We start from the raw sequence: 25,636 nt of genomic DNA, 5'->3' as shown, positions 1-25,636 counted from the left end.
GCGTGCGCTGGTTGCGCTGGTGTACCGCCGCGGTCGACGCGGAATCGACCGCCACCGGAGTCGCCGACGGCGCCCTGCGCTGGCGGGGCCCGCGTGGGGCGAGAAGGCGTTCCGGCATTCACATTGTGCCGTCTCCGGGCGTCGCGTGGTGTTCCCGCAAGCGGAAAAGAAGCGCTCTTCCGGAAAATCCCCCGGGGTCGGTCAAGCGCCCTTTTCGCGTCTTTTGTCCAGCCGCTGACCTGCACTTCCGGCAGCCGGATCAACGCGCGTCAACCGCTCGGGAACGCCGCCGGGAACTCCCGTCGGGAACGCTCCGTGAACCCCGCGCGGAACAGTACGCGGCGAGCGGACTGTACGCTGAAACTCCCGCCTTCCAGACATAAGACACCATCGGGAGTGCCTGTGGCACGCGTCGTTGTCGACGTCATGCTCAAGCCGGAGATCCTCGACCCGCAGGGGCAGGCGGTGCAGCGCGCACTGCCCCGCCTCGGCTTCGAGGGAATCGCGGACGTCCGCCAGGGAAAGCGCTTCGAGATCGAACTCGACGGGCCGGCCGACGAGGCCGCCGTCGCGCGGATCCGCGAGGCCGCCGAGACCTTCCTCGCCAACACCGTCATCGAGGACTTCACCGTCCGCGTGGAGGAGTCCTCGTGACCACCCGCGTCGGAGTCGTGACCTTCCCCGGCTCGCTGGACGACCGGGACGCCCAGCGCGCGGTGCGCCTGGCCGGCGGTGAACCGGTCGCCCTGTGGCACCGCGACCGCGACCTCAAGCAGGTCGACGCCATCGTGCTGCCGGGAGGCTTCTCCTACGGCGACTACCTGCGCTGTGGCGCCATCGCCCGGTTCTCCCCGGTGATGGACTCGGTGATCGAGCAGGCCAGGGCCGGCATGCCGGTGCTCGGCATCTGCAACGGCTTCCAGGTGCTGTGCGAGTCGCACCTGCTGCCCGGCGCGCTCACCCGCAACGACCACCTGCACTTCATCTGCCGCGACCAGCGGCTGCGGGTGGAGAACACCGACACCGCCTGGACCGGCGACTACACCACCGGCCAGGAGATCACCGTTCCGCTGAAGAACGGCGAGGGCGGCTACGTCGCCGACGAGCGCACGCTCGACGAGCTGGAGGCCACCGGCCGCGTGGTCTTCCGCTACCTCGGCGGCAACCCCAACGGCTCGCGCCGCGACATCGCCGGCATCACCAACGAGGCCGGCAACGTGGTGGGCCTGATGCCACACCCCGAGCACGCCGTGGAGACCCTCACCGGTCCCACCACCGACGGCCTCGGGTTCTTCACCTCGATCCTGAAGAGGCTGGTCAACGCCTGATGTCCGACACGGTCGACACCCACCTCGACACCGTCAGCCGCGCCGCGCGGACCCCCGAGGTCGAGCAGCCCTGGGCCGAGCTGGGCCTGAAGCCGGACGAGTACCAGCGCATCCGCGACATCCTCGGCCGCCGCCCCACCGCCTCCGAGCTCGCGATGTACTCGGTGATGTGGTCCGAGCACTGCTCCTACAAGTCGAGCAAGGTGCACCTGCGGCAGTTCGGTGAGAAGGCCCCGGCGAGCGAGGCGATGCTCGTCGGCATCGGCGAGAACGCCGGCGTCGTCGACGTCGGCCAGGGCTACGCCGTGACCTTCAAGGTCGAGTCGCACAACCACCCGTCCTACATCGAGCCCTACCAGGGCGCGGCCACCGGCGTCGGCGGCATCGTCCGGGACATCCTCGCCATGGGCGCCCGCCCGGTCGCCGTGATGGACCCGCTGCGGTTCGGCGCCGCCGACCACCCGGACACCCGCCGGGTGCTGCCCGGCGTCGTCGCCGGCATCGGCGGCTACGGCAACTGCCTGGGCCTGCCCAACATCGGCGGCGAGGTCGTCTTCGACCCCTGCTACCAGGGCAACCCGCTGGTCAACGCGCTCTGCGTGGGCGTGATGCGGCACGAGGACATCCACCTGGCCAAGGCCTCCGGCGCCGGCAACAAGGTCATCCTCTACGGCGCCCGCACCGGCGGCGACGGCATCGGCGGCGTCTCCGTGCTCGCCTCGGAGACCTTCGACTCCACCGGCCCGGCCAAGCGCCCGGCGGTGCAGGTCGGCGACCCGTTCCAGGAGAAGCTGCTCATCGAGTGCACCCTGGAGCTGTTCGCCGAGAAGCTGGTCGTCGGCATCCAGGACCTCGGCGGCGCCGGCCTGTCCTGCGCCACCTCCGAGCTGGCCTCGGCCGGCTCCGGCGGCATGCGGGTGGAGCTGGACACCGTGCCGCTGCGCGACTCCACGCTCTCCCCCGAGGAGATCCTGATGAGCGAGTCGCAGGAGCGGATGTGCGCGGTGGTCGAGCCGGGCAAGGTCGACCGCTTCATGGAGATCTGCGAGAAGTGGGACGTCATCGCCACCGTGATCGGTGAGGTCACCGACGGCGACCGGCTGGAGATCTTCTGGCACGGCGAGCAGGTCGTGGACGTGCCCCCGCGCACCGTCGCCCACGAGGGCCCCGTCTACCAGCGCCCGCTGGCCCGCCCGGACTGGCAGGACGCCCTGCAGGCCGACGCCCCCACCGCCGAACGGCTGGCCCGCCCGGCCACCGGCGAGGAACTGCGCGAGACCCTGCTGAAGGTCGTCGCCTCCCCGAACCAGGCCGACAAGAGCTGGATCACCGCGCAGTACGACCGCTACGTGCTCGGCAACACGGTCCTCGCCCAGCCCGAGGACTCCGGCATGGTGCGGATCGACGAGACCACCGGCCTGGGCGTGGCGCTGGCCACCGACGGCAACGGCCGCTACGCCAAGCTGGACCCGTACACCGGCGCCCAGCTGGCGCTGGCCGAGGCCTACCGCAACGTGGCCGCCACCGGTGCCCGTCCGCTGGCCGTCACCGACTGCCTGAACTTCGGCTCGCCGGAGGACCCGGCGGTGATGTGGCAGTTCGCCGAGGCCTGCCGCGGCCTCGCCGACGCCTGCCAGACCCTGGGCACGCCGGTCACCGGCGGCAACGTCTCCTTCTACAACCAGACCGGCGAGACGGCGATCCACCCCACTCCCGTGGTGGGCGTGCTCGGCGTGATCGACGACGTGGAGCGCCGCACCCCGATCGGCTTCACCGAGGACGGCCAGCTGCTCTACCTGCTCGGCGAGACCCGCGACGAGCTCGGCGGCTCGGCCTGGGCGCAGGTCGTCCACGACCACCTGGGCGGCCTGCCGCCGCGGGTGGACCTGGAGGCGGAGCGGCTGCTGGCCGAGGTGCTGATCGCCGGCTCGCGCGACGGCATGCTGGACGCCGCGCACGACCTCTCCGACGGCGGCCTGGCGCAGGCCCTGGTGGAGAGCTGCCTGCGCGGTGGCCGCGGCGCCCGAGTGGTGCTGCCGGAGGGCGCCGACCCGTTCGTCACCCTCTTCAGCGAGTCCGCCGGCCGCGCGGTGGTGGCCGTGCCGCGCAGCGAGGAGCTGCGCTTCACGGACATGTGCCGCGCCCGGGGCCTGGCCGCCACCCGCATCGGCGTGGTCGACGGCGACGCCCTGGAGGTGCAGGGGCAGTTCTCGGTCTCCCTGGAGGAGCTGCGCGCGACCTCCGAGGCCACCCTGCCGAAGCTGCTCGCCTGAGCGAACGCCCCCGCGGGCCGGCCCGCGGGGGCGACGGCGGACGGCGGACGGCCGCCAGCCTCGCGGCCGACCCCGCGGCCAACGGGCGACCCCGCGGCCAACGGGCGACCCCACCGCCAACGGGCGACTAAGCGGCCAACGGACGACGGCCCGGGCCCTCACCGATCGGTGAGGGCCCGGGCCGTCGTGTCCGCACGGCGGGCGCCGGTATCCCGTCCCTGCGGAGCCGGCCCCAGCAGCCTCTCCGTTGAAGCCTGTCCGCCATGGCCTCGTCCGCCGTAACCCCTCCGCCGCAGCCCCTGTCCACAATCCGAAGCGGCCCTCTTGCGCCGCGCCTCTGGCATCGGTTACCCCTGTTGACCAGGGGGGTTCGTGGTTGTCCACAGGTCGGGGAACCCCTCTTGCGCCGCGCCTCTGGCATCGGTTACCCCTGTTGACCAGGGGGGTTCGTGGTTGTCCACAGGTCGGGGAACCCCTCTTGCGCCGCGCCTCTGGCATCGGTTACCCCTGTTGACCAGGGGGGTTGTGGATATCCACAGGTCGGGGAACCCCTCTTGCGCCGAGTATCCGCCCTCGGGTAGCCCCGTCGACCCGCTGCTCCGGCCCGCTGCTCTAGCCCGCTGCTCCGGCCCGCTGCTCTGTCCCGGCGGTCCGAGGGCCGTCCTAGGCTGTCCACCATGCCGAGTCGACCACCGCGCCCCTCCCGTCCTCGACTGCGCCGGTTCGATCCCGCCCGGTCCGCCCGAGCCCTGCTCGCCGAGGCGGACGCCTGGGTGGAGGTGGTCCGCCGGCTGGCCGACCACCACCGGGCCGCGGAACTGCTCGACGCGCCGAGCGGGCTGACCGGCTGGCGCATCCGGGACCTGCTGGCCCACGTGGTGATGGGCATGGAGGAGGTGCCGGCGCGCCTCGCCGAACCCCGGCCCGAGCGGGCCGAGATGGACCTGCTGGGCTGGATCGGGGCGACGGCCGGCGCCGCGGCCACCGTCGACGAGCTGGCCCGCGCTGACGCCGAGACCGCCGCCGCGACGCCTCCGGGCGCGCTGGTCGAGCGCTTCCGGGCGGCCCGCCAGCGGCTCGCCGAGGCGGTGGCCGCCGAGCCGGCGGAGCGCCCCGTGCCGACCCGCTACGCGCCGATGTCCCTGGGCGACCGCGTGGTCACCCGGATCGTGGAGCTCGTCGTGCACGGCGACGACCTGCAGCGCGCGCTCGCAGCCCACTCGGAGAGGCAATCGGAAGGGGAAGGCCGGGAAGCCCCGCACGGTGCACCGCCGCCCCAGGCGGTGGCCGCCCTCCCGGCCGCCCTCCCGGCCGAGTTCCCGCACGACCGGCAGGCCCTCGCCACGGTGGTCCGGCTGTTCGCCGACGCGCTGGCCGCCTCCGCCCCCGGCGGGGCGGTGGAGGTCAGGGTGCCGCCGTTCGCCGTGGTGCAGTGCGTGGAGGGGCCGCGGCACACCCGGGGCACCCCGCCGAACGTCGTGGAGACGGATCCGCTCACCTGGCTCCGGCTGGCCACCGGCCGGACGCGCTGGGTGGAGGCGGTCGGGGCCGCGGCCGTCACCGCCTCCGGGGAACGCAGCGACCTCGCCCCCCACCTCCCGCTGATGGGCTGACCAGCTCCCCCCGACGGCGTGACCACCACCCCGACTGATCACCGCACGTAGTCATGCCGAGCCGTGCCGCCGGGGCCGTGCGTGGCGGCTATGACAGGCGAAAAGCCGGGGGTGTGGTGGGGCGTCTGGGGCCGGCGGGGGCCGCATCCGCCTCCGGGCGGCACCGAATGCCTCTCGGATCCATGTCCGAAGGGTGACCCGACGGCTGCGCACCGCCATGGTCGCCAGGTTCCCGAGCCCGCCCGGGCGCCCTGCGGCGACCGTTTCCGGCCATCCGGGGTGGGGCGTCCCACCTGCGGAAACGCCGGGCTCGCCGGGCGCTCTCACACTCCGTGGCCACGGACTGTGATCAACGCCGCTCCGCGCCCCCGTTCGAGGCACGGGTGGGACTGCCCTAGACTCGAAGCGTGCCACGTGGTGACGGACGACTCAGCCACGACCTGCTCCCCGGCGAGAAGGGCCCCCAGGACGCTTGCGGCGTCTTCGGTGTCTGGGCCCCCGGCGAGGAGGTCGCAAAACTCACCTATTTCGGGCTTTATGCACTCCAGCACCGCGGACAGGAGTCCGCCGGCATCGCGGTGAGCAACGGCTCGCAGATCCTCGTCTTCCGGGACATGGGCCTGGTCTCGCAGGTCTTCGACGAGACCGCCATCGAGTCCCTCAAGGGCCACATCGCGGTGGGCCACGCCCGCTACAGCACCACCGGTGCGTCCACCTGGGAGAACGCCCAGCCGACGTTCCGCGCGACGGCCACCGGCTCGATCGCGCTCGGTCACAACGGCAACCTGGTCAACACGGCCGAACTCGCCGAGATGGTCGCCGAGCTGGAGGTCGACGAGGGCGGCGGCCAGCCCGTCTCCACCAACGACACCAACCTGGTCACCGCGCTGCTCGCGGGCGGCGCGGGGCGCAGCGTCGAGGAGACCGCCGTCGAGGTGCTCCCGAAGGTCAAGGGCGCCTTCTGCTTCGTCTTCATGGACGAGCACACCCTGTACGCCGCGCGCGACCCGCAGGGCGTCCGCCCGCTGGTGCTGGGTCGGTTGGACCGCGGCTGGGTGGTGGCGAGCGAGAGCTGCGCGCTGGACATCGTCGGCGCCGCCTACGTGCGGGACGTCGAGCCGGGCGAGCTGATCGCCATCGACGAGGACGGGCTGCGCTCGACCCGGTTCGCCGAGGCCCGCCCCCGCGGCTGCGTCTTCGAGTACGTCTACCTGGCCCGCCCGGACACCGAGATCGCCGGTCGCAGCGTGCACCTGTCCCGGGTGGAGATGGGCCGGCGGCTGGCCCGCGAGGCCCCGGTCGAGGCCGACCTGGTGATCGCGACCCCGGAGTCCGGCACGCCGGCAGCGATCGGGTACGCGGAGGAGAGCGGCATCCCGTTCGGTTCCGGCCTGGTGAAGAACGCCTATGTGGGGCGCACCTTCATCCAGCCCAGCCAGACCATCCGCCAGCTGGGCATCCGGCTGAAGCTGAACCCGCTGCGCGAGGTGATCCGCGGCAAGCGCCTGGTGGTCGTGGACGACTCGATCGTGCGGGGCAACACCCAGCGGGCGCTGGTGCGGATGCTGCGCGAGGCCGGGGCGGCGGAGATCCACATCCGGATCTCCTCCCCGCCGATCAAGTGGCCGTGCTTCTTCGGCATCGACTTCGCCAGCCGGGCCGAGCTGATCGCCAACGGGCTGTCCGTCGAGGAGATCACCACCTCGCTGGGCGCCGACTCGCTGGCCTACATCTCGCTGGACGCCATGGTGGAGGCCACCACCCTCCCCAAGGACCGGCTGTGCCGGGCGTGCTTCGACGGGGAGTACCCGATGGAGCTGCCGGATCCGCAGCTGCTCGGCAAGCACCTTCTGGAGAAGCCGGCCGCCCGCGTCTGAGCGGGCGGTGGGTGAGGCCGGGTTCGCCGTGTGTGGCAGCGACGCGCCGGGTTCCGTCCCCCGTGGTGGGACGGTGCCCGCGGCCCGGGCGGTCGCCCCGGCCGGGTGGGCCGCCGGTTCCGGCCGGCTGGGCCCACCGGGCGTGGCGCGGCCGATCACCGCCCCGCCGGCTCGTCCCCCGAGGCCGCTGAGGCTGTTGGGGTCGCCGGGGTCACTGAGGCCCCCGGGCCCACCCGAGGTGCCCCGTCCATGGCTGTCCCGTCCCCGGGCGGGCTCCGCGCAGTTCCCGTCCCCTTCCCACCGAGAGGGCCGCTCCCCGTGACCGACCAGACCACGCCGAACACTCCGCCCGGCGCCGCCGCCCCGGCCGCGACGTACGCCGCCGCGGGCGTCGACATCGAGGCCGGAGACCGGGCCGTCGACCTGATGAAGGAGTGGGTGCGCAAGGCCACCCGGCCCGAGGTGGTCGGTGGCATCGGCGGCTTCGCCGGGCTCTTCGACGCCTCGAAGCTGGCCCGCTACCAGCGCCCGCTGCTGGCCAGCGCCACCGACGGCGTCGGTACCAAGGTCGCCATCGCCCAGGCGCTGGACCGGCACGACACCATCGGCCACGACCTGGTCGGCATGGTCGTCGACGACCTGGTGGTCTGCGGCGCGGAGCCGCTGTTCATGACCGACTACATCGCCACCGGCAAGGTCGTGCCGGAGCGGATCGCGGCGATCGTCAAGGGCATCGCGGAGGGCTGTGTGCTGGCCGGCTGCGCGCTGGTCGGCGGGGAGACGGCGGAGCACCCCGGGCTGATGCGCCCCGACGAGTACGACGTGGCCGGCGCCGGCACCGGCGTGGTCGAGGCGGACGCGCTGCTGGGCGCCGACCGGGTCCGGGAGGGTGACGTGATCATCGCCATGGCCTCCTCCGGTCTGCACTCCAACGGCTACTCGCTGGTGCGGCACGTGCTGCTGGAGCGCGCCGGCTGGGCGCTGGACCGGGAGGTCGCGGAGTTCGGGCGCACGCTCGGCGAGGAGCTGCTGGAGCCGACCCGGATCTACTCGCTGGACTGCCTGACCCTGGCCCGGACCGCCGAGGTGCACGCGTTCTCGCACGTCACCGGTGGCGGCCTGGCCGCCAACCTGGCGCGGGTGATCCCGGACCACCTCTACGCCCGGCTGGACCGCTCCACCTGGAGCCCGGCGCCGGTCTTCCGCACCGTGGGCGAGGTCGGCCGGATGGAGCTGACCGAGATCGAGCGCACGCTGAACATGGGCGTCGGCATGGTGGCGGTGGTCCCGGAGCACTCGGTGGACGTGGTGCTGGACGTGCTGGAGGACCGCTCGGTGCCGGCCTGGGAGCTGGGCGAGGTGATCAGCCGCGAGGCGGCGGCGGAGCAGGGCGCTCCGCGGGACGCCGGTGCCGGCCTGTTCGGCTCCTACGGCGCCTGAGCCGTCGGATGGACCGGCCGGTGAGCCGATGGGTGAGCCGGCCGGCCGCCGGACCGGCGGCGACCGAACGGCTGGCCGCGAAATGGCCGGCTGCCAAACGGCTGGCCGCGAAACGGGTGGCCGGGAAACGGGTGGCCGTCGAACGGTTGGCCGCGGGGCCGGTGTTCCGCGGCGCAACCACCGGCCCGGGCGGCCGTGCGGACACGCCGAAGCCGGGGGCGGCGGTGGCCACCCCCGGCTCGCGGGGACAGGTGCGAGGCGGCAGCTGCGAGATGGCGCCCACGGCGTCCACGAGCCGAGCCCGCCGCGCCGGACGGTGCACTCCCGCGGATCACTCCCCGGCGCGCGGACTCCACGCGCCGGTCACGACCGGGCTCAGGCCCGGCGGCGTGACGACGGGCCTGAACTCTCGCTGCCGTCCTCTTCGTCGGCGGAGTCGTCGTCGTACATCCGCGCGTACTTGGCGTACGGGTCGTCCATTCGCTCGTCGTCGAACGGATCGACGTCCTGCGACTTGTGCGACGACGAAACGCCCAGCTCATCGGCCAGGCGGTCGAGGTCCGTCCCGCCGCTGTTGTACTTCAGCTGGCGGGCGACCTTCGTCTGCTTGGCCTTGGCCCGGCCGCGCCCCATGGCTCGACCCCCTCAACGGCGGGGCCCAGCGGCCCCGAGTCTTGTCACGAGTTTCGGGTGGTAGGCCAGCCCTCTGGTAGGAGCGGGCCAGCCCGTTAGATGAACAACGGTACCTGCTTCCGTCGCCCTACGGTACGTCGCCCGGGCGACGACGGCACACCACGACGCCCCCGGTCGGGCGAACCATGCTGGTCAACCACGCCCAGGGACCGCGTTCTTCTCCCTTAAACCCTACCTTTTCGGACAGCTGACCGCAGGCACGGCGACGTGGGACGGATCACGCGCTGTGCCGGACGCCACGCTCGCGCCACCCCCCGGCAACCCGCCGGCAACCCCCGGGCAGGCCCCGCCGAGCGTCCGGAGGGCATCCGGACGGCGTCCGGCGGACGTCCGACGGGGCCGAGCGGGGCGCCGGGCGGGGGCCGGCGGGGGCGTCGACCGAGGTCGACGGGCCCGGCCGCCCGCCGCGGCCCCGTGCCCGAATCATGGCCGGGTCCGGCCATTCCGCTCGCCGGGTGCGAGCTGCCCCGCGCTACCGACCGCGCAGGTGGATTCCGCGCAAGCGACCGATTTCGGCCATTCGCCGCTCCGCCATCCGGTCCGCGGCGACGGCCGGCGGGACCCCCTCGGCGTCGGCGAGCTCGAAGATGCGCAGCGCCGTGTCGTGGATCCGGGCCGCCCGCGCCCGGGCCCGCTCGAAGACGAAGCCCTCGATCTCGTCGGCGACCTGGATCACACCGCCGGAGTTGACCACGTAGTCGGGCGCGTACAGCACGCCGCGGTCGGCCAGCGCCTGCTCGACGCCCGGGTGCGCCAGTTGGTTGTTGGCCGCCCCGCACACGATGCGGGCGGTCAGCGCCTCCACGGTGGGGTCGTCCAGCGCCCCGCCCAGCGCACATGGCGCGTACACGTCCAGGTCGGCGCGCACCAGGGTGGGCGCGTCCGGCACGACCTCGACCTCGGGGTGGCGCTCGACCACCCGGCGGACCGCCGCGTCGTTGACGTCGCACACCACGACCCGGGCGCCCTCCTCGACCAGGTGGTCCACCAGGTGGTGCCCCACCTTGCCGACGCCGGCCACGCCGACCCGCCGGCCGGCCAGCGAGGGGGCGCCCCAGGCGTGCCGGGCCGCGGCCCGCATCCCCTGGTGCACGCCGTAGGCGGTGAGGATGGAGGAGTCGCCGGCCCCGCCGTGGGCCGGGGAGCGGCCGGTGACGTGGTCGCACTCGCGGGCCACCACGTCCATGTCCTCGACGTAGGTGCCGACGTCGCAGGCGGTGATGTAGCGGCCGCCGAGGGACTGCACGAACCGCCCGTAGGCGCGCAGCAGCGCCTCGGTCTTGTCCCGGCTCGGGTCGCCGATGATCACGGCCTTGCCGCCGCCGTGGTCGAGCCCGGCGAGGGCGTTCTTGTAGGTCATGCCGCGGGCGAGGGCGAGCGCGTCGGCGACCGCCTCCTCCTCCGTGGCGTAGGGGTGGAAGCGGGTGCCGCCGAGGGCCGGTCCCAGCGCGGTGGAGTGGATCGCGATCACGGCGCGCAGTCCACTGTGCGGGTCGTTGCAGAACACCACCTGCTCGTGGGTGGCGTCCTTCCCGATGAGCGAGGGGAGTACGGATACGTCGGTCACTGTGGTGACTCCTGATCGCCGGACCCGCCGGGTGTGGGGCGGGTTGTTCGGGGCCAGCGTAGGGCCTGGGTCGGGGGTCTCCCGCAAGGCTCCGGGGTGCTCCCCGTGGACGGGTGGCACCGGGTCGGCCGGCACGGGGCGGGCGCGCCACGCGGCTTGCGGGGCGCCCGAGTTCCCGCATCCGGGTGGTACCCACACCACCCGGGCGCGGTACCAGTGCGACGGGGGCGCGTGCGACGATTCCTCCCGTGCGCACTTCGGTGGTGGTTCCCTATGCGGCGTACCTGCGCGTCTACGAGCCCCTCGTGGCCTTCCCCGAGCCCGAGCGGGAGCGGTGGCGTGCCTACGTGAGCGAGCGGCAGCCGACGGGTGCCCGGGGGGCCCCGGGGGCCGCGGCGCCCGGGCACGGCCCGTTCGACTCCCGGCAGCCGTTCGATCCGCACAGCGTCCGGGCGGACAGCTCCGCGGAGGGTGAGCCCGGGCAGGAGGAGGCCCGGGAACGGCTGGCCGCCCTGGTGGCTGTGCCGCCGGCGCCGGTGCCCGGCCGGGAGAGCGAGCAGGCGCTGTGGGCGGACGTCGCCGGCACGCTGCTGATCTGCCCCTGGACCACCCGGCTGCGCTGCCAGCTGGGCCTGGAGGAACTGGAGCGTTCCCTTCCGCAGCCGGCGCTGGACGCGGCCGTCCCGCCAGCGGTCCGCCAGGAGGCGGCGGCCGAGTGGGACCGCTGGCGGGCGGAGCACCCCGAGGCGCGGCCGTGGATCCGCACCAGCACCTGGCACGTGCCGGTGCGCTGGTTCGTGCCCTTCGAGGACTCCGAGCGCGAGTTCCGGCCGGCCGACGCGGCGGCGGGTTCCGGGCCGGTGCTGCGCTACCGGACGTCGATGTCGCGGGCGCGGCGGCGGGTGGCCCGGCGGCTGCGGGTGGTCCGGGACGCCATGGAGGAGGGTCCGCTGGTCAGCGGGATCGAGTCGGTGGCCCGCTGGCTGGAGGAGTTCCACCCGACGTCCATGGTGGAGCTGGACTACGGCGGCCTGGTGCACGTCGTGCCGGAGGCGCACCTGGTGGAGGACCGCTCGGTGGCCGACGTGGTGGAGGGGATGGAGGCGCTGGCGGACGGTGATGGCCTGCGCGCGGGGCGGGCGTACCGCCGGCTCACCCGCCGGTGGCGGGTCGTGGAGGCGCTGCGGCACGCCAACTGAGCGGGCCGCGCCGCATTCGGCCAGGTATTCACTCGAATGAGATCTCCCGTGCATTGACAGTCGGGGATTTTCCTGCTCGAAACTCCGGGTAAGCGGCCCGCGGCGGCTATTGGGGTCCTTTCCGGGGAGCAAGCGGATGGTCGCGCTCCTCTTTTCCTGGTCCGGACCGCATCCGCGATATCGCTTTGCGTTACCTCCTGGGATACGCCGCGTAATCATCGCGAGGTGGGGGGCGCCGGTGGTGGCGGCGCGCGCCGGCGGGCCGAGGCGATGGAATCCGGTCAACTCTATGATCACTTTCGGTCAAATTACCGCGCCGTTCCGTCGTCGGGGATCGCTCGTTCGTCTGGCCGTTGGATGTCGCCGGAGCGGACCGGAGTGTGTGACCGGCCTGACGGCCTCGGCGAAACTCGGGCGTTCGGGCACTGCGGGTGCATGGCGGGTCGCACCTGGTGCACGTTCGAACGGTGTGCGGCGGGTGATGTGAGCCACATCGTCTCCCCTGGGCCCCCGCTCAACTCCGGCCCCGGGAACGGTCGTCCGGCCCTGCTGGGCCGCGCCCGGCGAGCGCCGGCCGAGGTGGGAGGGGGTGTCGGGTCCGGGCGGTCTGTCCGGGGAAGGGCCCTTGACCCCCGGTTGGGGCCGATCTAAGGTCCCGATCCGGGTATAGGTGCTTAACCAGGCTCTTGAGGTAGTTGCCGGGTACCACCGTCTATATGGCAATATGTAGCTTTAGATGCGCTTCCGCCCGTATGTCCGGTTCGCCCCAGTCGGGACCTCCGATCCGGACGGGTGGTGGGTGCGGGTAGGTCGGTCGTAACGGTGAGTCATCAGCCTGTGGCTGACCGCTACGCGGCTTTCCTCCCTAATGGTCCATGGTTGTTCGCTTCCGTGGCATTTCGGGCGGTTTGGCCGACACCCACCGATCGATGGTGTAGTTGTAGTGCCGAGGACAAGCCGTTCGTCCTATTACCGAATCGGCTCGCGTGCGCCATTTCGGGCATCGCGGGTCAAGGTGCAGAATTTGAAGGAAAGAACCGTGTTGGTTCGGTTCTCCCGAGGAGGCCGCTCATGACCGCTCGCACCCCTGATGCCGAGCCGCTGCTGACCCCGGCTGAGGTCGCCACGATGTTCCGCGTCGACCCCAAGACGGTCACGCGGTGGGCCAAGGCGGGCAAGCTCACGTCGATCCGCACGCTCGGCGGGCACCGCCGCTACCGCGAGACCGAGGTCCGCGCCCTGCTGGCGGGCATCCCGCAGCAGCGCAGCGAGGCGTGAGTCCGCCATCCCATCCGCGGTGAACCCGCAGGTCAGCGGGGGGAACCGAGGTCGGTGGGCCGGCCGGCGGTAGGCCGGGCCGATCGGCCTGACAGGACTCCGGCGGCGTTCGACCCGCCCCGCCAGGCACCGGCGGGAGCGGGACCCAGTCTTCCCGGGTCAGCTGGGTGAGCGCGCGGGCGGCCTGATCAGCAGGCGTCGTCAGGGCCGCCTCGAACCGTACGACGGTTCGAGGCGGCCCTGACGCGTTTCCGCCCGCGCCGCCCGCCGCCGCCGTGGCCACACTCGGCCGGCCGGGCGGTCGACCCCGCGGGCCCGGCGCCGGCCGCCGGGGGCCGGCACGGGGTCGTTCGGGCGTGCGGAGTCAAGCGGGACCGATCGCGGGCGGTTCCGGGCGCAAGGGGATCGCGCGGGACGAACCCGTCGTTGCCCGGCGAGAGGCCGTCGTTAGCCCTCAAATGGCCCCCAAACGGCCCCTGGAGGGCCCTGGGAGCCTCTGGGAGCGCTTTCCCTACCCCCCGGCTGCCCCGGCCGGTGAAGGGGCGGGATTCCGCCACGGAAGGCAGGCTTGCGCCCGAGGTGGCCGGACCCGCTCCGGCGGCGGCGCCGCGGGGTGGCGGGCGGGCGCCGCCGGGGCCCGGCGTGGCTGATATGTCATATATAAAATTGTGCCTATGCCGTGTCAGGTGCCGGAGCGCCAGCCTGGAAACGGATTTTGTGATCTGACTCACAGTCGAATCGGGTGCTCTGGCACTTCCATTCGACGCTCGGACGTTCCTCTGTCACTCCCCCGGGGCGGCCTGCCGGCGAGCGTCGTGTGCGCTGCGTGACCGAGCGGGGGGCGGAGAGGCAGCGTGACGGCCCGATCCGGCCATGCCCCCGCGCCCGGTCGGACCGGTGCGGGGACGGCCCGCCGCCGGCCCGGGCGGCGGGAGCGGCGGGCCTGCGGGGCGCGCGGGACGTGCGGCACGGAGAAGGTCGCGGAGGCGGCGAGGCGCCGGGGAGAGGTGGCCACGGCCCGGCGTTCAGGGGCGCGCTGCCCAGCGGCGCGGTGCTCGAGGGCTCGGTGCTCAGGGGCGGGGTGGCCCGGGGCGCGGCGGCGTGGGGGCGGGGTGGCCGGAGGCGGGAGGGGGGATGCCGTCCGGGACCGCCCACCGGTCGGGGAAGGGGCGGTCCCGGAACCCTGGACCCCGGCGGCGGGCCGGCGACGGCCACGACCGGAGCGGGCAGCACATCGGCCCGGACTCACGAGGAATCCGGGCCGATCTCATGCGGTCCCGACGGGATTTGAACCCGCGGCCTCCACCTTGACAGGGTGGCGAGCACTCCAAACTGCTCCACGGGACCAGGTGCGGTGCAGTCCGCGTGGCCAGGGCCGGGGTCGAACCGGCGACCTTCCGCTTTTCAGGCGGACGCTCGTACCAACTGAGCTACCTGGCCGTTTCGAAGACGAGGAGGCGTACCTCCACGTTACTTCGCCGCGACGGTTTCGGGGGGTACCGAAACCTGCGGTCCCGACGGGATTTGAACCCGCGGCCTCCACCTTGACAGGGTGGCGAGCACTCCAAACTGCTCCACGGGACCAGGGTGCAGATGGCTCCTGCACACAGGGTGTTGCGTGCCCCCAACGGGATTCGAACCCGTGCTACCGCCTTGAAAGGGCGGCGTCCTGGGCCACTAGACGATGAGGGCTGATGGCCCACCCGGCGGTTGCCGTCGGGGACGTGAGAAGCATATGGGATGCGGGGCCGAACACCAAAACTCTTCTCCCGGCGGTTCGGCCCCGGTGTTCGGGCGGCTGTTCGGGGCGGTCCCCCGGCCGGGCTACGGACGGGCTCAGCCGCCCTCCGGGGTGGGGGCGGGCGAGGGGCCGAGGGGCGTGGGCGTGCTGGTCCGCGGCGCGGCCGGGGACGGGACCGTCGGCGTGGCGGGCGCGGTGGGCGTCGGGGCGGTCGGCGTCGGGCTGGTGGGGGAGGGGGACGGCGAGACGCCCTCCTCGGGCGGCACGGGCGGCTCGCTGGCCAGGTGCCGGGAGATCTCCGCCGTCGTCTGGCCCAGCCCGCCGAGCTCGATGTCGTCCCACGCCTGGAGCTCCCCGGTGTCCCGGTCGAGGTAGAGCACCGACAGCTGAACCGGGGTGGGTTCCTCGCCCTCCAGCGCCCGCAGGCCGGCGCCGCCCGTGGAGCCCTGCACCATCAGCCGGGTGCCGCCCGGCAGCACCTCGGTGGAGCGGGTGTGGGTGTGCCCCGAGAGCACCAGGTCGGCCAGACCGTCCAGCTCGCGCGCCATCGTCGGCTCGTGCGCCACCGCGATGTCCGGCCGGCTGTCCGGGTCGGCCTCCTCCCGTTCGCGGAGCGTCTGCGCGAACTCCTGGCCGGCCTGCCGCTCCAGCTCCTCCACGGACCCCTGGTCGGTGGTGCGGTCCGGGGTGAACACCGGATCGCCCCAGCCGGCGATGGTGAGCCCGGCGATCTCGGTGGTGGCGCCCCGGTCCAGCACGATCGCGTTCTCCTGCTGCTCGACGGCCCGCTGGGTGACCAGCGAGTCGTGGTTGCCGCGCACCCAGACGTACGGCGCGCCGAGCGTCTCGATCTCGCCCGCGAAGGCGTTCTCGGCGCTGGTCCCGTGGTCCATCAGGTCGCCGGAGTCGATGATCACGTCCGCCTGGTACTGCTCGGTCAGCGAGCGGATGACGTCCCAGGCGGCCGGGTTGAGGTGGATGTCGGAGACGTGCAGCACCCGCACGGTGCCCGGGTCGGGGGAGAACGTCGGCAGGGTGGAGGCGGTCTCGTAGAGCGTGGTCACGTTGGTGACCAGCTTGGCCAGTTCCTCGCCGTAGACGTCGAACTCGGTGACGATCGAGCGCGCGCTGCCCACGACGGACGGCGCCGAGGCGAGCAGCCCGGTGAACTTCGGCTCCAGCACCGAGGTCGGGTTCCAGCTGGCCACCGCCGTGCCCGCGCCGGCCACCAGCATGCCGAGGCACACCCCGCCGCTCAGCAGCGCCCGTCGGGGCCGCCGGGTCACCAGCCAGCCGGCGACGGCCGCGCCGAGCAGCGCGGCGAGCACCGAGCGGACCACCAGCTCGCGGACGGCCGCGGAGACGTCCGCGGTGATCCGCTCCTGCAGGCCGGTGAGCTGCTCCGGCCGCTCCACGATGGCCTGCGCCGCGGCCACGTCCAGCCGGGTGACGTCCACGTCGAGCCGCAGCGGCCCGTAGTGGGTGGCCAGCTCCAGGGAGCCCAGCGGCGGGATGTCGACCGTGGTGCCGCCGCTCCAGGCGGGGCGGAGCGACATCGAGGTGTCCACCGGGCCGACCCGGGCGTCCGTCCCGCCCAGCAGCAGCATGCCGAGCCACCCGCCGATCGCGGCGGCGAGCACGACCAGCGCCGCGCGGCGTGGCGCCGGCGCGCCGAGGGCCTGGCGGACGCGGCGCAGGGCGCGGCCGACGCGGCCGCGCGGGACGGCGGTGGCCCCGCCGCCCGGCCGGGCGTGGTGCTCCACGGGTTCGCCTCCTTGCAGATGGGCGGGCGGTCGGGTCCGGGGGACACCTGCCCCGAGGTGGCGAAATCCACACTGACCGGGGTGGATCGGACGGGTGGTCCGGGTGCTCGCGCGTGCCGGGGGCGGGGACGGGCCGGAGCGGGCGGTGGCCGGTGGACGGGGTGGCGGAGTTCCGTGGCGGGGCGGCCGGCCCGACAATGGGCGCGTGCTGGAGATTTCGCGGGAGCAGTTCGAGGAGCTCGTGGGGGAGGCCCTGGACCGGATCCCCCCGGAGCTGACGCGCCTGATGGACAACGTGGCGATCTTCGTCGAGGACGATCCGGACCCGTCGGATCCGGACCTGCTCGGTCTGTACGAGGGGACCCCGCTGACCGAGCGGGGCGAGTGGTACGCGGGCGTGCTGCCCGACCGCATCACCATCTACCGCAATCCCACCCTGCGGGTCTGCGAGACGCTGGAGGACGTGGTGGCCGAGACGGAGGTGACCGTGGTGCACGAGATCGCCCACCACTTCGGGATCGACGACGCCCGCCTGCACGAGCTCGGCTACGGCTGACCGGTGCCTTCCGCGCGGCCCGGCCCCGCCGTCCGGCCGGGGAGGTCCGCCGCCCGGGCGGGGGAGTCCGCGGTCTGACCGGGGGAGCCCGCCGCCCGGTCGAGGAGCCCGCCTCCCGGTCGGCGAGGCTCGTGGACCGGCCGGGGGAGGCCCGCCTGCCGCCCCACCCGTTCCACCCGTCTCCAAGCACCCCGCCTGCTCCGCCGGCCCCGTCGCCCCCGGCCCTCCCGCCCGTCTCCGTTTCCTCACCCGATCCGCGCCCGGGGCGTGTCCTTCCCGCCCCGCGACCGTTGTTCCGACCAGGAGCCGGGTGGCCGGCGACCGTGGGTTCCGGCCCCGCGGCGTCGGCTCCCCGCGGACGCCTGCCGAGGACGACCGCCGGACGAGAGGCGCCAGATGACCGTGGTGCAGCATTCCCCCCGTGGCGCCGCCGGACGGCCGCGAAGGGCGGCGTCGTGGCTGCTGGCCGGCCTGGCGGCGTGTACGACGCCGACGCTGGCCGGCTGCATGGAGGTCCGTCCGGACGACGCGGTGGACCCGGCCGCCTCGGTGAGCCCGGCACCGGCCGGCTTCGGCCGGGACGCCGGGGCCTCCGCGGGCGCCGGCGCCGCGAGCACCTCCGGCACCTCCGCAGGGCTCGACGGGGCCACGGTCGCCGGCAGCGGTGACGCCGGCTCCATGCGGGTGGCCGGTGGCACCGCCGCGTCCGAGCCCGACGGGGCCGAGCCGTCCGCCGCGGACGGCCGGGCCGCCGAGGACGCGGGCGGCGCGCGGAACGGCGCCGAGCGCGCCGGGGAGGCCGGCGCGGCGGCCGGCGGCCAGGACGCGTCCGGCTCCACCACCGCCGGCTCGGGCACCGCCGCCGGCGGCTCCACCGGCACGGGCGGCCCCTCCGCCGGCCCATCGGCCGGGACCACCTCGGGCGCCGGCGGCTCCGACGGCGGGGACGGCGGCGCGTCCGGCTCCCCGAGCGGCTCGTCCGGCGCGGGCGACGCCACCGCGGGCTCCGGCTCGGACCCCTCCGGCGCGGTCGGCGGTTCCGGTGACGCCGGCGGCCACGACGGCTCGACCGGCGGCTCCGGCGACGGCAGTACGGTGGGCTCGGACGGCAGCGCGTCCGGCTCGGACGCCGGTGGCTCCGACGGCACGGACGGCGGCTCCGGCGACGGCTCCTCCGGGGCGTCCGGCGGCTCCGACGGCTCGGGCTCCTCCGGCGGCGACTCCGGGAGCGGCTCCACCGGCGACGCGGACGCCGCCTCCGGCGGCGGGGGGACGGAGCCGGGCCCGGGCGTCAAGACGGCGCCGCCCCGGGGCTGATCCGGGCCCCGCGCGGGCGCCGACCGGTACCGTCGCGGGCCGACCGGGACACCTCGGCCGCGCCACGCCGAGGACCGCGCCAGATGAACTGATTTGCCGCTGTTCGTCCGGACGAAGTATCTTGGCAGATCGTTTGACTCCCAGTTCCGGCGCTGCCTCCCAACTCGGCGCCGCTGGCGCGTTCCGGTGTTCCGTGGCTGACCGCATTGAGGCGGTTCTCGGCTGTACTGCGCGGTCCGGGCGTCGCCATCTCCCGGAAGGTTCCGCATGACGTTCACCACCGTCGACCGGTCTGCCCTGCCCACGGACGCCCCGTCCGAGGCGACGGCCCCGGTCCCCGGCGACATCACCACCACCGAACTCCCCGAGACCACCACCGCCCCGTCCGCCGAGGAGACCCCCCTCGACGCCGCCGACGCGACGGACGCCGACGCGACCTCCGTGGACGCGCCCGTCTCCGACGAGGCCGCCTCCGACGAGGCCGGCGCCGGCGAGGCCGCCTCCGACGAGGCCGACACCGCCCCGACCTTCGCCGACCTCGGCCTGCCCGCGGAGATCGTCCGGGCGCTCGCCGAGCGCGGCGTGACCGTGCCGTTCCCCATCCAGGCCGCCACCATCCCGGACGCCCTGGCCGGCCGCGACGTGCTCGGCCGCGGCCGCACCGGCTCCGGCAAGACGCTCAGCTTCGGCCTGCCGCTGCTCACCCGCCTGGCGGGCGGCAGCACCCGGGCCAAGCGCCCGCGCGGCCTGATCCTCACGCCCACCCGCGAGCTGGCCATGCAGGTCTCCGACGCCCTGGAGCCGTACGGCGACGTGCTCGGCCTGGACCTGAAGGTGGTCTGCGGCGGCACCTCGATGCAGCGTCAGATCTACGCGCTGGAGCGCGGCGTGGACATTCTGGTGGCCACCCCCGGCCGCCTGCAGGACCTGGTGGACCGGGGCGCCGCCTCGCTGGACGAGGTCAGCGTCGCCGTCCTGGACGAGGCCGACCAGATGGCCGACATGGGCTTCCTGCCCGAGGTCACCCAGCTGCTGGACCTGGTCCCGCCGGGCGGCCAGCGGATGCTGTTCTCCGCCACGCTGGAGAACGAGATCGACACCCTGGTCAAGCGCTACCTGCAGTCGCCGGTGACGCACGAGGTGGACCCGTCCGCCGGAGCCGTCACCACCATGAGCCACCACCTGCTGGTGGTGAAGCCCAAGGACAAGGCGCCGATCACCGCCGCCATCGCCTCCCGCAAGGGCCGCACCATCGTCTTCGTGCGCACCCAGCTCGGCGCCGACCGCGTCGCCGAGCAGCTGCGCGAGGCCGGCGCCCGCGCCGAGGCCCTGCACGGCGGCATGACCCAGGGCGCCCGCACCCGCACCCTGGCCGACTTCAAGGACGGCCTGGTCAACGTGCTGGTCGCCACGGACGTCGCCGCGCGCGGCATCCACGTGGACGGCATCGACCTGGTGCTGAACGTCGACCCGGCCGGCGACCCCAAGGACTACCTGCACCGGGCCGGCCGCACCGCCCGGGCCGGACAGTCCGGCACCGTCGTCACCCTGGTGCTGCCGCACCAGCGCCGGAGCGTCTTCCGGCTGCTGGAGGACGCCGGCGTGGACGCCGCCCGGCACGTCGTGGGCGGCTCCTTCGACCCCGAACTGGTGCGCATCACCGGCGCCCGCTCGCTGGTGGAGGTGCAGGCGGAGGCCGCCGGCCTGGCCGCCCGCACCGCCGAGGAGGACGTCGAGGAGCTGCGGCGCCGCCTGGAGCGCAGCGAGCGGCGCGCCGCCGAGCTGCGGGAGACCGCGGACTTCCTGGCCTCCAAGGCCGCCGCGGAGCGCGCCCGGCTGGGTCTGACCGCCGAGGAGCCCGCGGACGCCACCGCGGACGCCGCGGCGCCGGCTCCGGCCACCGCCGACGTCACCATCCCGGCCCAGGCCGAGGCCGCCGCCCCGGAGCGCGTCCAGCGCCCCGAGCGGACCGAGGCCGTCGAGCGGCCGGAGCGATCGGAGCGGCCGGAGCGGTTCGAGCGCTCCGAGCGCCCGTTCTCCCGCGACCGTCGTGACGACCGCGGCGACCGCGGTGACCGGGACCGCGACCGCTCGTTCTCCCGCGACCGCTTCGGCGACCGCGACCGGGACCGGGACCGCTTCTCCCGCGACCGCCGTGACGACCGCGAGCGCCCGTTCTCCCGCGACCGTCGTGACGACCGCGAGCGTCCCTTCTCGCGCGACCGTCGTGACGACCGCCGTGACGACCGGGAGCGTGGCGAGCGCCGCTTCGGTGACCGCCCGACCAACCGCTTCGGCGACCGCGACCGCGACCGCTTCGGCGACCGGGACCGCTTCGGCGACCGCGACCGCGACCGCTTCTCGCGCGACCGTCGTGACGACCGTGACCGCCCGTTCTCCCGTGACCGTCGTGACGACCGCCGTGACGACCGGGAGCGTGGCGAGCGCCGCTTCGGTGACCGCCCGACCAACCGCTTCGGCGACCGCGACCGCGACCGGGACCGCCCCACCAACCGCCGCGACGACCGTCGTGACGACCGCGGCCCCTTCGGCGCCGACCGCGACCGCAAGCCGCGCTGGAAGCGCAACGGCTGACGCCCCCTCCCGGGCGGGCGGCGGGACCACCCGTCCCGCCGCCCGCCCGCGGCACCGGCGTGACGCCACCGGGCGGAACACCCGCACGTGCCACCCCCGTCGCCCGCTACGCTGGACCCGGCAACCCGCGCGGCCTTCCGCCCCGGAAGGCCCCGGCACGCCGAGGGGCGCTAGCTCAACTGGCAGAGCAGCGGACTTTTAATCCGTGGGTTCAGGGTTCGATCCCCTGGCGCCCTACCGACGAAGCCCAGGTCAGCACTGGCTGACCTGGGCTTTCGGCGTTCTCGGGGTCTGGGTCGGGGTCAGCGGGCGAGGGGGGTGGGGAGGCGGAGGGCGGAGGTGCCGAGGGCTGGGACGCCGAGGGCTGGGACGCTGAGGGCGGGGACACCGAGGGTGGGGGCGGCTGGGCGGGGGATGGGGGTGGGGGGTGTGGTGAGGGTGGGGCGGGGGTGGCGGCCGAGGTCGGCCTCGCGGTAGCGGCGGCAGCCGCGGTGCCAGCCCAGGATGCCGGCCAGCCAGTTGCGCAGCTCCTGGACGTAGCCGTCGAGCACGCGGCGGGTGGCGGCGTCCAATCCGAGGTCGTCGTAGAGCACGGGCAGCTCGTGGGCGACGACGTGCTCGAACTGGCGCATCCGGGAGGTCATCAGGTCGTTCACGATGTGCAGGGCGGTGGCCTGGTCGCAGTCGAAGAAGTTCTGCACCACGAGGATGCCGTTGTGCAGCTCGCCCTCGTACTCGATCTCCTTCTGGTACGAGAAGACGTCGTTCATCAGGCAGGCGTAGTCCGCCGCGGCGTTCTCCAGGGAGCGGATCGGGCCGCTGCGGTACACCTCTGGCGGGACGCGGCGGCCGTGGGCCAGCCGGCTGAGGCTCATGGTGAGGTCGGAGCCGAAGGTCAGCCGGCGCATCTCGACGTAGTCCACCGGGTCGGGGATGCGGTTGGCGGCCTGGTTGGCGAGTTCCCACAGCCAACTGGCCGTCATGTCCCGCACGGCCCGGCGGAACTCGCGCCGGGCGTCGTCGCCCATCGGGCCGGCGGTGCGGGACCACAGGTCGGCCAGGCCGCGCTCCAGGGCGTTGGTCGGGGTGGGCGGCGTGCCGAGGTCCAGGGGCATGAAGGCGGCGAGCCGCTCGTGGCTGGCGCGGGCGCCGACGAGGTCGCGGGGGCGGCCGAAGACGACCGGGAAGTAGTCGTCGGCGTAGGTGCCCCAGGTGAGCCAGTCGGAGGTGAGGTTCAGCTGCTCGGGTGAGGCGTCCGGGTGGATGCCGGCCGCGCACAGCGGCAGGTCGTAGCCGGCCAGCATGTCCTCGTCCCAGATGTGCGAGCCGGCCACGCCGGGTTGGGGCTCCAGCATGCCCATGGCGGCTCCCCACTCCACGACGTGCCGGCGGGCGGCGTCCAGGTGTGGGCTGAGCGTGGTGCGGAACGGCATGTAGAAGTCCGGCAGCTGCGACGGGCCGACCCTGCGGTAGGGGGTGTGCAGGTGCGAGCGGACGCGGGCGGCGACGGCGCGGGGCGTCACGCGGCCCGGGCGCAGCGCGGAGGTGCCGATCCCCTCGGGGAGGAAGGGCAGGGCGCGCGGGGTCGCGGCGGTCCCGCCGCCGTTCATGTAGCGGCTGGAGCGCATGTGCCACTCGTGGCCGCCGGACTGCCAGTCCTGCAGCCCGCCGACGTACGCCATGACGTCGGCGACGGCGGCCGGGTCGAGACGGTGTTCGAGGAACAGCGGGGGCAGCTCGGTGGCGACGGTGTCCTCGAACTGGCGCAGGCGGGAGGTGAGCAGGTCGTTCACGGCGTCCGCGGCCTGCTGGGTGGTGCACTTCAGGAAGGTCTCCAGGACCAGGACGCCGTTGCTGAGCTCGCCCTCCTCCTCGATCTCCCGCTGGTAGGAGAAGAGGTCGTTGCGGAGGTGGACGCCGTCGGAGAAGGCGTCGCGGAGCACGCGCAGCGGCCGGGAGCCGGCGACCGCGGCGGGCACCTCGGCGCCGACGGCGAACTCGACGAGCCCGGCGGACCACGGCGCCCCGCCGACCTTCCGGCGCATCTCGATGTACTCGACGGGATTCGGGACGCGGTGCGCGTTGATGTTGGACAGTTCCCACAGGGACTCGTTGAGCAGGTTCTCGGTGCTCTCCGCGAACCGGGTCAGCCAGTCGCGGGACATGTGGGGGGTGGTGCGCCGCCACAGGTCGGCGAGTCCGGCCTCGACGGGGTTGGCGGGCTCCGGCATGGCGGCCGCCGGGTCCGCCGGCATGAATTGCGGGAGCCGGTCGAGGTGTTCCTTTCCGCCGGCCCGGTCCTGGGTCTTCTTGAACTTCTCCAGGAAGTGGTCGTCGAAGAAGAAGACCCAGACGTACCAGTCGGTCACCAGGGACAGCCGTTCGGCGGAGGCGTCCGGGTGGGTGTAGGCGCACAGCAGGGCGTAGTCGTGGGAGTCCAGGTCGCGCTGGTCCCACACGCCGGATCCCTCCAGCATGCCCATCTGGCGCGCCCACGCCGTGCTGTGCTCCCGGGCCTGTTCCAGGTGCGGGTTCAGCCGCGCCGGATGCGGCACATAGAAATCCGGGAGTTCGAACGGTTGTGCCACGACGTCTGTCCCTTTCCGACGATGCGGATTTCCGACGTGATGAATGATCACATGGCCGCCGGTGGCCTCGTGGGGAAACGGCGATTTCCGGCCCCGGTTGCGGAAGGGCGTTATTTCGGCCGGATGTTCGAGCGTGGTGGGGGGTGGGGGCCGGTGCGGGCGGATGACGGACGCGAGGCTGGTGGCGGATCGCACGGCGGTGGTTGCCGCGGTGGCGGGGGCGGGGTTCGGCGGGGCGGGCGGACGGGCGTTTCCCGGTCTTCGGGATTCCGGGCGCACGGCGCGGGCGGGTTTCCCTCGGAGAAATGGTGAGAAACGTGGGGAGAGTGACGCGAGCGACGGGGCGGGCGACTAATTCAGGCCGCGCGGAACCCGTACGGGTGAAATGCGCGGCCGGAAGGATCGGGCATTCCCGGGGGACCGTATCTTTCCTGTGGGATTCGCGGTGATCCCGATTGGGCGAGGGGGGCGCGGCGTGTTTCCGCGGAGCGTCCGGTCGTCGGGTGGGGGCGGGAGGGGCAGTGGTGGAGACGGACGCGTCGTGCGCCGTGCACGTGGTGCTGGCCGGCATCGCCGTGGTCATGCTCTCGGGGGTGCTGCTGGTTCCGCTGTGCCGGCGGGTGCGGCAGCCGACGGTCGTGGGCGAGATCGCGATCGGCCTGTTCCTGGTGCCGAGCCTGCTCCGGCTGCTGCCCGGCGACCTGGGGGACCGGCTGCCGCTGCTGGTGTTCCCGCCCCAGGCCCGCCCCCACCTGGCGGTGATCGCCACGGTGGGGCTGGTGCTGTTCCTGTGCACCGCCGGGTGGGAGCTGGACTTCCGGCTGCTGCGCGGGCACGGCCCGGCGCTCACGGCGGTCGCCGCCGTGTCGGTGGCCGGGCCGTTCGCGGTGGGCGTGGCGCTCGCCTCCGTGCTGCTGGCCCGGCAGGGGCCGTTGCGCCACCACCTGCGCGGGCACGACGTGCCGCCCGGGGTGTTCGTGCTGTTCGTCGGCACCGTGCTCGGCGTCACCGCGTTCTCCGTGCTGGTCCGGGTGCTGGTGGACAGCCGGATCGCGCACACCCGGGTGGGGGCGATGTCCATGGCCGGGGCGGCCGCCGGGGACCTGTTCGCCTGGTGCATGGTCATCGCGCTCACCCTGGCGGCCGGGGCGCACGGTCCGCGGCGGCTGCTGCTGGTGCTGGCGCAGCTCACCGCGTACGCGCTGGCCATGGTGTTCCTGGTGCGCCCGGCGCTGGCGTGGCTGGTGCGGCGGGAGGAGCGGCGGGAACACTCCTCGCTGCTGTTCGTCGCGATCAGCGCCGGGCTGTTCCTGTCCGCCTGTGTGACCGCCTCGGTCGGCGTGCATCCGGCGCTCGGCGCCTTCGCCTTCGGCCTGGTCATTCCGCGCCGCACCACCCCGGCCCTCCGCCGCGACGTGCAGGTCCCGTTCCGGCAGATCGGCACGCTGCTGCTGCCGGTGTTCTTCGTCTCCACCGGCCTCTCCCTCGATCTTGGGAAACTCGGCTGGATCGGGTTCGCGGAGTTCACCGCGTTTCTGGCCGTCACCTGGACGGTGAAATTCCTCAGCGTGGCCGGCACCGCGCGGCTTTTCCGGCTGTCGTCCGCCGAGGCGCGCGGACTCGGAATCCTGATGAACGCGAAAGGGCTGACCGAGGTGGTCATCCTCGGCATGGGGCGGCAGGCCGGAATCATCGACGACCGGCTGTTCACCGCCCTGGCGCTGATGGCCCTGGTCTCCACCGCCATGGTGACGCCGCTGATGCGGGTCGTCGCCAAGGTGCCGCCGCGGAACCGGGCGCGGTCGGGC

General features: G+C 73.9%; 15 protein-coding genes, 5 tRNA genes and 1 pseudogene. 13 read left to right on the top strand and 8 right to left on the bottom strand.

The window, feature by feature from the left end; all coding sequences use genetic code 11:
* Positions 1-396 precede the first annotated feature (396 nt).
* The 6 genes from purS (at position 397) to purM (ending at position 8,531) form a co-directional block, all read left to right on the top strand.
* Positions 397-654, top strand: a complete 258-nt coding sequence (gene purS, locus FHU37_RS10715) for a phosphoribosylformylglycinamidine synthase subunit PurS (RefSeq protein ID WP_179813976.1) — start codon at positions 397-399, stop codon at positions 652-654.
* Positions 651-1,328, top strand: a complete 678-nt coding sequence (gene purQ / locus FHU37_RS10710) for a phosphoribosylformylglycinamidine synthase subunit PurQ (protein ID WP_179813975.1) — start codon at positions 651-653, stop codon at positions 1,326-1,328. Before purS ends, purQ begins: the two co-directional genes overlap by 4 nt.
* Positions 1,328-3,601 carry a phosphoribosylformylglycinamidine synthase subunit PurL gene (gene purL / locus FHU37_RS10705; protein WP_179813974.1) on the top strand — a complete coding sequence of 758 codons (2,274 nt, stop codon included), beginning with the start codon at positions 1,328-1,330 and terminating at the stop codon, positions 3,599-3,601. The genes purQ and purL overlap by 1 nt, the downstream gene beginning before the upstream one ends.
* Before the next feature lie 677 nt (positions 3,602-4,278).
* On the top strand, positions 4,279-5,214 hold the full coding sequence (locus tag FHU37_RS10700; protein WP_179813973.1) for a sterol carrier family protein: 936 nt from the start codon (positions 4,279-4,281) through the stop codon (positions 5,212-5,214).
* 407 nt (positions 5,215-5,621) lie between these two features.
* The gene (gene purF / locus FHU37_RS10695; RefSeq protein ID WP_179813972.1) at positions 5,622-7,091 is read left to right on the top strand and encodes an amidophosphoribosyltransferase; all 1,470 of its coding nucleotides are present in this window, start codon (positions 5,622-5,624) and stop codon (positions 7,089-7,091) included.
* 318 nt (positions 7,092-7,409) lie between these two features.
* Positions 7,410-8,531 carry a phosphoribosylformylglycinamidine cyclo-ligase gene (gene purM / locus FHU37_RS10690; protein ID WP_312892541.1) on the top strand — a complete coding sequence of 374 codons (1,122 nt, stop codon included), beginning with the start codon at positions 7,410-7,412 and terminating at the stop codon, positions 8,529-8,531.
* Between the two features lie 375 nt (positions 8,532-8,906).
* On the opposite strand, the gene FHU37_RS10685 is transcribed toward purM, so the two are convergent.
* Together FHU37_RS10685 and FHU37_RS10680 are read right to left on the bottom strand one after the other, a co-directional pair.
* The gene (locus FHU37_RS10685; protein ID WP_179813970.1) at positions 8,907-9,164 is read right to left on the bottom strand and encodes a DUF3073 domain-containing protein; all 258 of its coding nucleotides are present in this window, start codon (positions 9,162-9,164) and stop codon (positions 8,907-8,909) included.
* Between the two features lie 532 nt (positions 9,165-9,696).
* The gene (locus tag FHU37_RS10680; protein WP_312892540.1) at positions 9,697-10,791 is read right to left on the bottom strand and encodes a Glu/Leu/Phe/Val family dehydrogenase; all 1,095 of its coding nucleotides are present in this window, start codon (positions 10,789-10,791) and stop codon (positions 9,697-9,699) included.
* 248 nt (positions 10,792-11,039) lie between these two features.
* On the opposite strand from FHU37_RS10680, the gene FHU37_RS10675 reads away from it, so the two are divergent.
* The gene (locus tag FHU37_RS10675) at positions 11,040-11,990 is read left to right on the top strand and encodes a DUF8083 family protein (protein WP_179813969.1); all 951 of its coding nucleotides are present in this window, start codon (positions 11,040-11,042) and stop codon (positions 11,988-11,990) included.
* A 1,071-nt stretch (positions 11,991-13,061) separates the two neighbouring features.
* Positions 13,062-13,268 carry a developmental transcriptional regulator BldC gene (bldC, locus tag FHU37_RS10670; RefSeq protein WP_179813968.1) on the top strand — a complete coding sequence of 69 codons (207 nt, stop codon included), beginning with the start codon at positions 13,062-13,064 and terminating at the stop codon, positions 13,266-13,268.
* Between the two features lie 1,272 nt (positions 13,269-14,540).
* Here the strand turns inward: bldC and FHU37_RS10665 are convergent.
* From FHU37_RS10665 to FHU37_RS10645, 5 genes are all read right to left on the bottom strand, one after another.
* A tRNA-Asp gene (locus FHU37_RS10665) sits at positions 14,541-14,615 on the bottom strand.
* A 19-nt stretch (positions 14,616-14,634) separates the two neighbouring features.
* Positions 14,635-14,708, bottom strand: a tRNA-Phe gene (locus FHU37_RS10660).
* A 69-nt stretch (positions 14,709-14,777) separates the two neighbouring features.
* A tRNA-Asp gene (locus FHU37_RS10655) sits at positions 14,778-14,852 on the bottom strand.
* Positions 14,853-14,887: 35 nt separating this feature from the next.
* A tRNA-Glu gene (locus FHU37_RS10650) sits at positions 14,888-14,960 on the bottom strand.
* A gap of 144 nt (positions 14,961-15,104) precedes the next feature.
* Positions 15,105-16,772, bottom strand: coding sequence for a metallophosphoesterase family protein (locus tag FHU37_RS10645; RefSeq protein WP_312892539.1), 1,668 nt, complete (start codon positions 16,770-16,772; stop codon positions 15,105-15,107).
* A 205-nt stretch (positions 16,773-16,977) separates the two neighbouring features.
* Here FHU37_RS10645 and FHU37_RS10640 point away from each other — a divergent pair, with 205 nt between their 5' ends.
* From FHU37_RS10640 to FHU37_RS10625, 4 genes are all read left to right on the top strand, one after another.
* Positions 16,978-17,328, top strand: coding sequence for a metallopeptidase family protein (locus tag FHU37_RS10640; protein WP_179813967.1), 351 nt, complete (start codon positions 16,978-16,980; stop codon positions 17,326-17,328).
* 402 nt (positions 17,329-17,730) lie between these two features.
* Complete coding sequence (locus FHU37_RS10635; RefSeq protein WP_179813966.1) at positions 17,731-18,645, top strand: hypothetical protein; 915 nt, start codon at positions 17,731-17,733, stop codon at positions 18,643-18,645.
* A gap of 267 nt (positions 18,646-18,912) precedes the next feature.
* Entirely contained in the window at positions 18,913-21,240 is a 2,328-nt protein-coding gene (locus tag FHU37_RS10630; protein WP_179813965.1) for a DEAD/DEAH box helicase, read from the top strand.
* 164 nt (positions 21,241-21,404) lie between these two features.
* Positions 21,405-21,477 (top strand) — tRNA-Lys (locus FHU37_RS10625).
* A 65-nt stretch (positions 21,478-21,542) separates the two neighbouring features.
* Here the strand turns inward: FHU37_RS10625 and FHU37_RS10620 are convergent.
* Positions 21,543-23,828: a family 2 encapsulin nanocompartment cargo protein terpene cyclase gene (locus tag FHU37_RS10620; protein ID WP_179813964.1), complete on the bottom strand. Its 2,286-nt coding sequence runs from the start codon at positions 23,826-23,828 to the stop codon at positions 21,543-21,545.
* Positions 23,829-24,409: 581 nt separating this feature from the next.
* Between FHU37_RS10620 and FHU37_RS28050 the strand changes: the two are divergent.
* Positions 24,410-25,579 (top strand): annotated as a pseudogene (locus tag FHU37_RS28050) (cation:proton antiporter); the annotation flags it as partial.
* Positions 25,580-25,636 lie beyond the last annotated feature (57 nt).

This window comes from Allostreptomyces psammosilenae (assembly GCF_013407765.1).
In the GTDB taxonomy this organism is placed as follows: Bacteria; Actinomycetota; Actinomycetes; order Streptomycetales; family Streptomycetaceae; genus Allostreptomyces; species Allostreptomyces psammosilenae.
Note: the sequence above shows the minus strand (reverse complement) of the source record. Positions and strands in the feature narration are given on the sequence as shown.

Coding starts and splice junctions, on each gene's coding strand:
- purL (WP_179813974.1), top strand. CDS start 1,328: ATGTCCGACACGGTCGACACCCACCTCGACACCGTCAGCCGCGCCGCG.
- FHU37_RS10700 (WP_179813973.1), top strand. CDS start 4,279: ATGCCGAGTCGACCACCGCGCCCCTCCCGTCCTCGACTGCGCCGGTTC.
- FHU37_RS10685 (WP_179813970.1), bottom strand. CDS start 9,164: ATGGGGCGCGGCCGGGCCAAGGCCAAGCAGACGAAGGTCGCCCGCCAG.
- bldC (WP_179813968.1), top strand. CDS start 13,062: ATGACCGCTCGCACCCCTGATGCCGAGCCGCTGCTGACCCCGGCTGAG.
- FHU37_RS10630 (WP_179813965.1), top strand. CDS start 18,913: ATGACGTTCACCACCGTCGACCGGTCTGCCCTGCCCACGGACGCCCCG.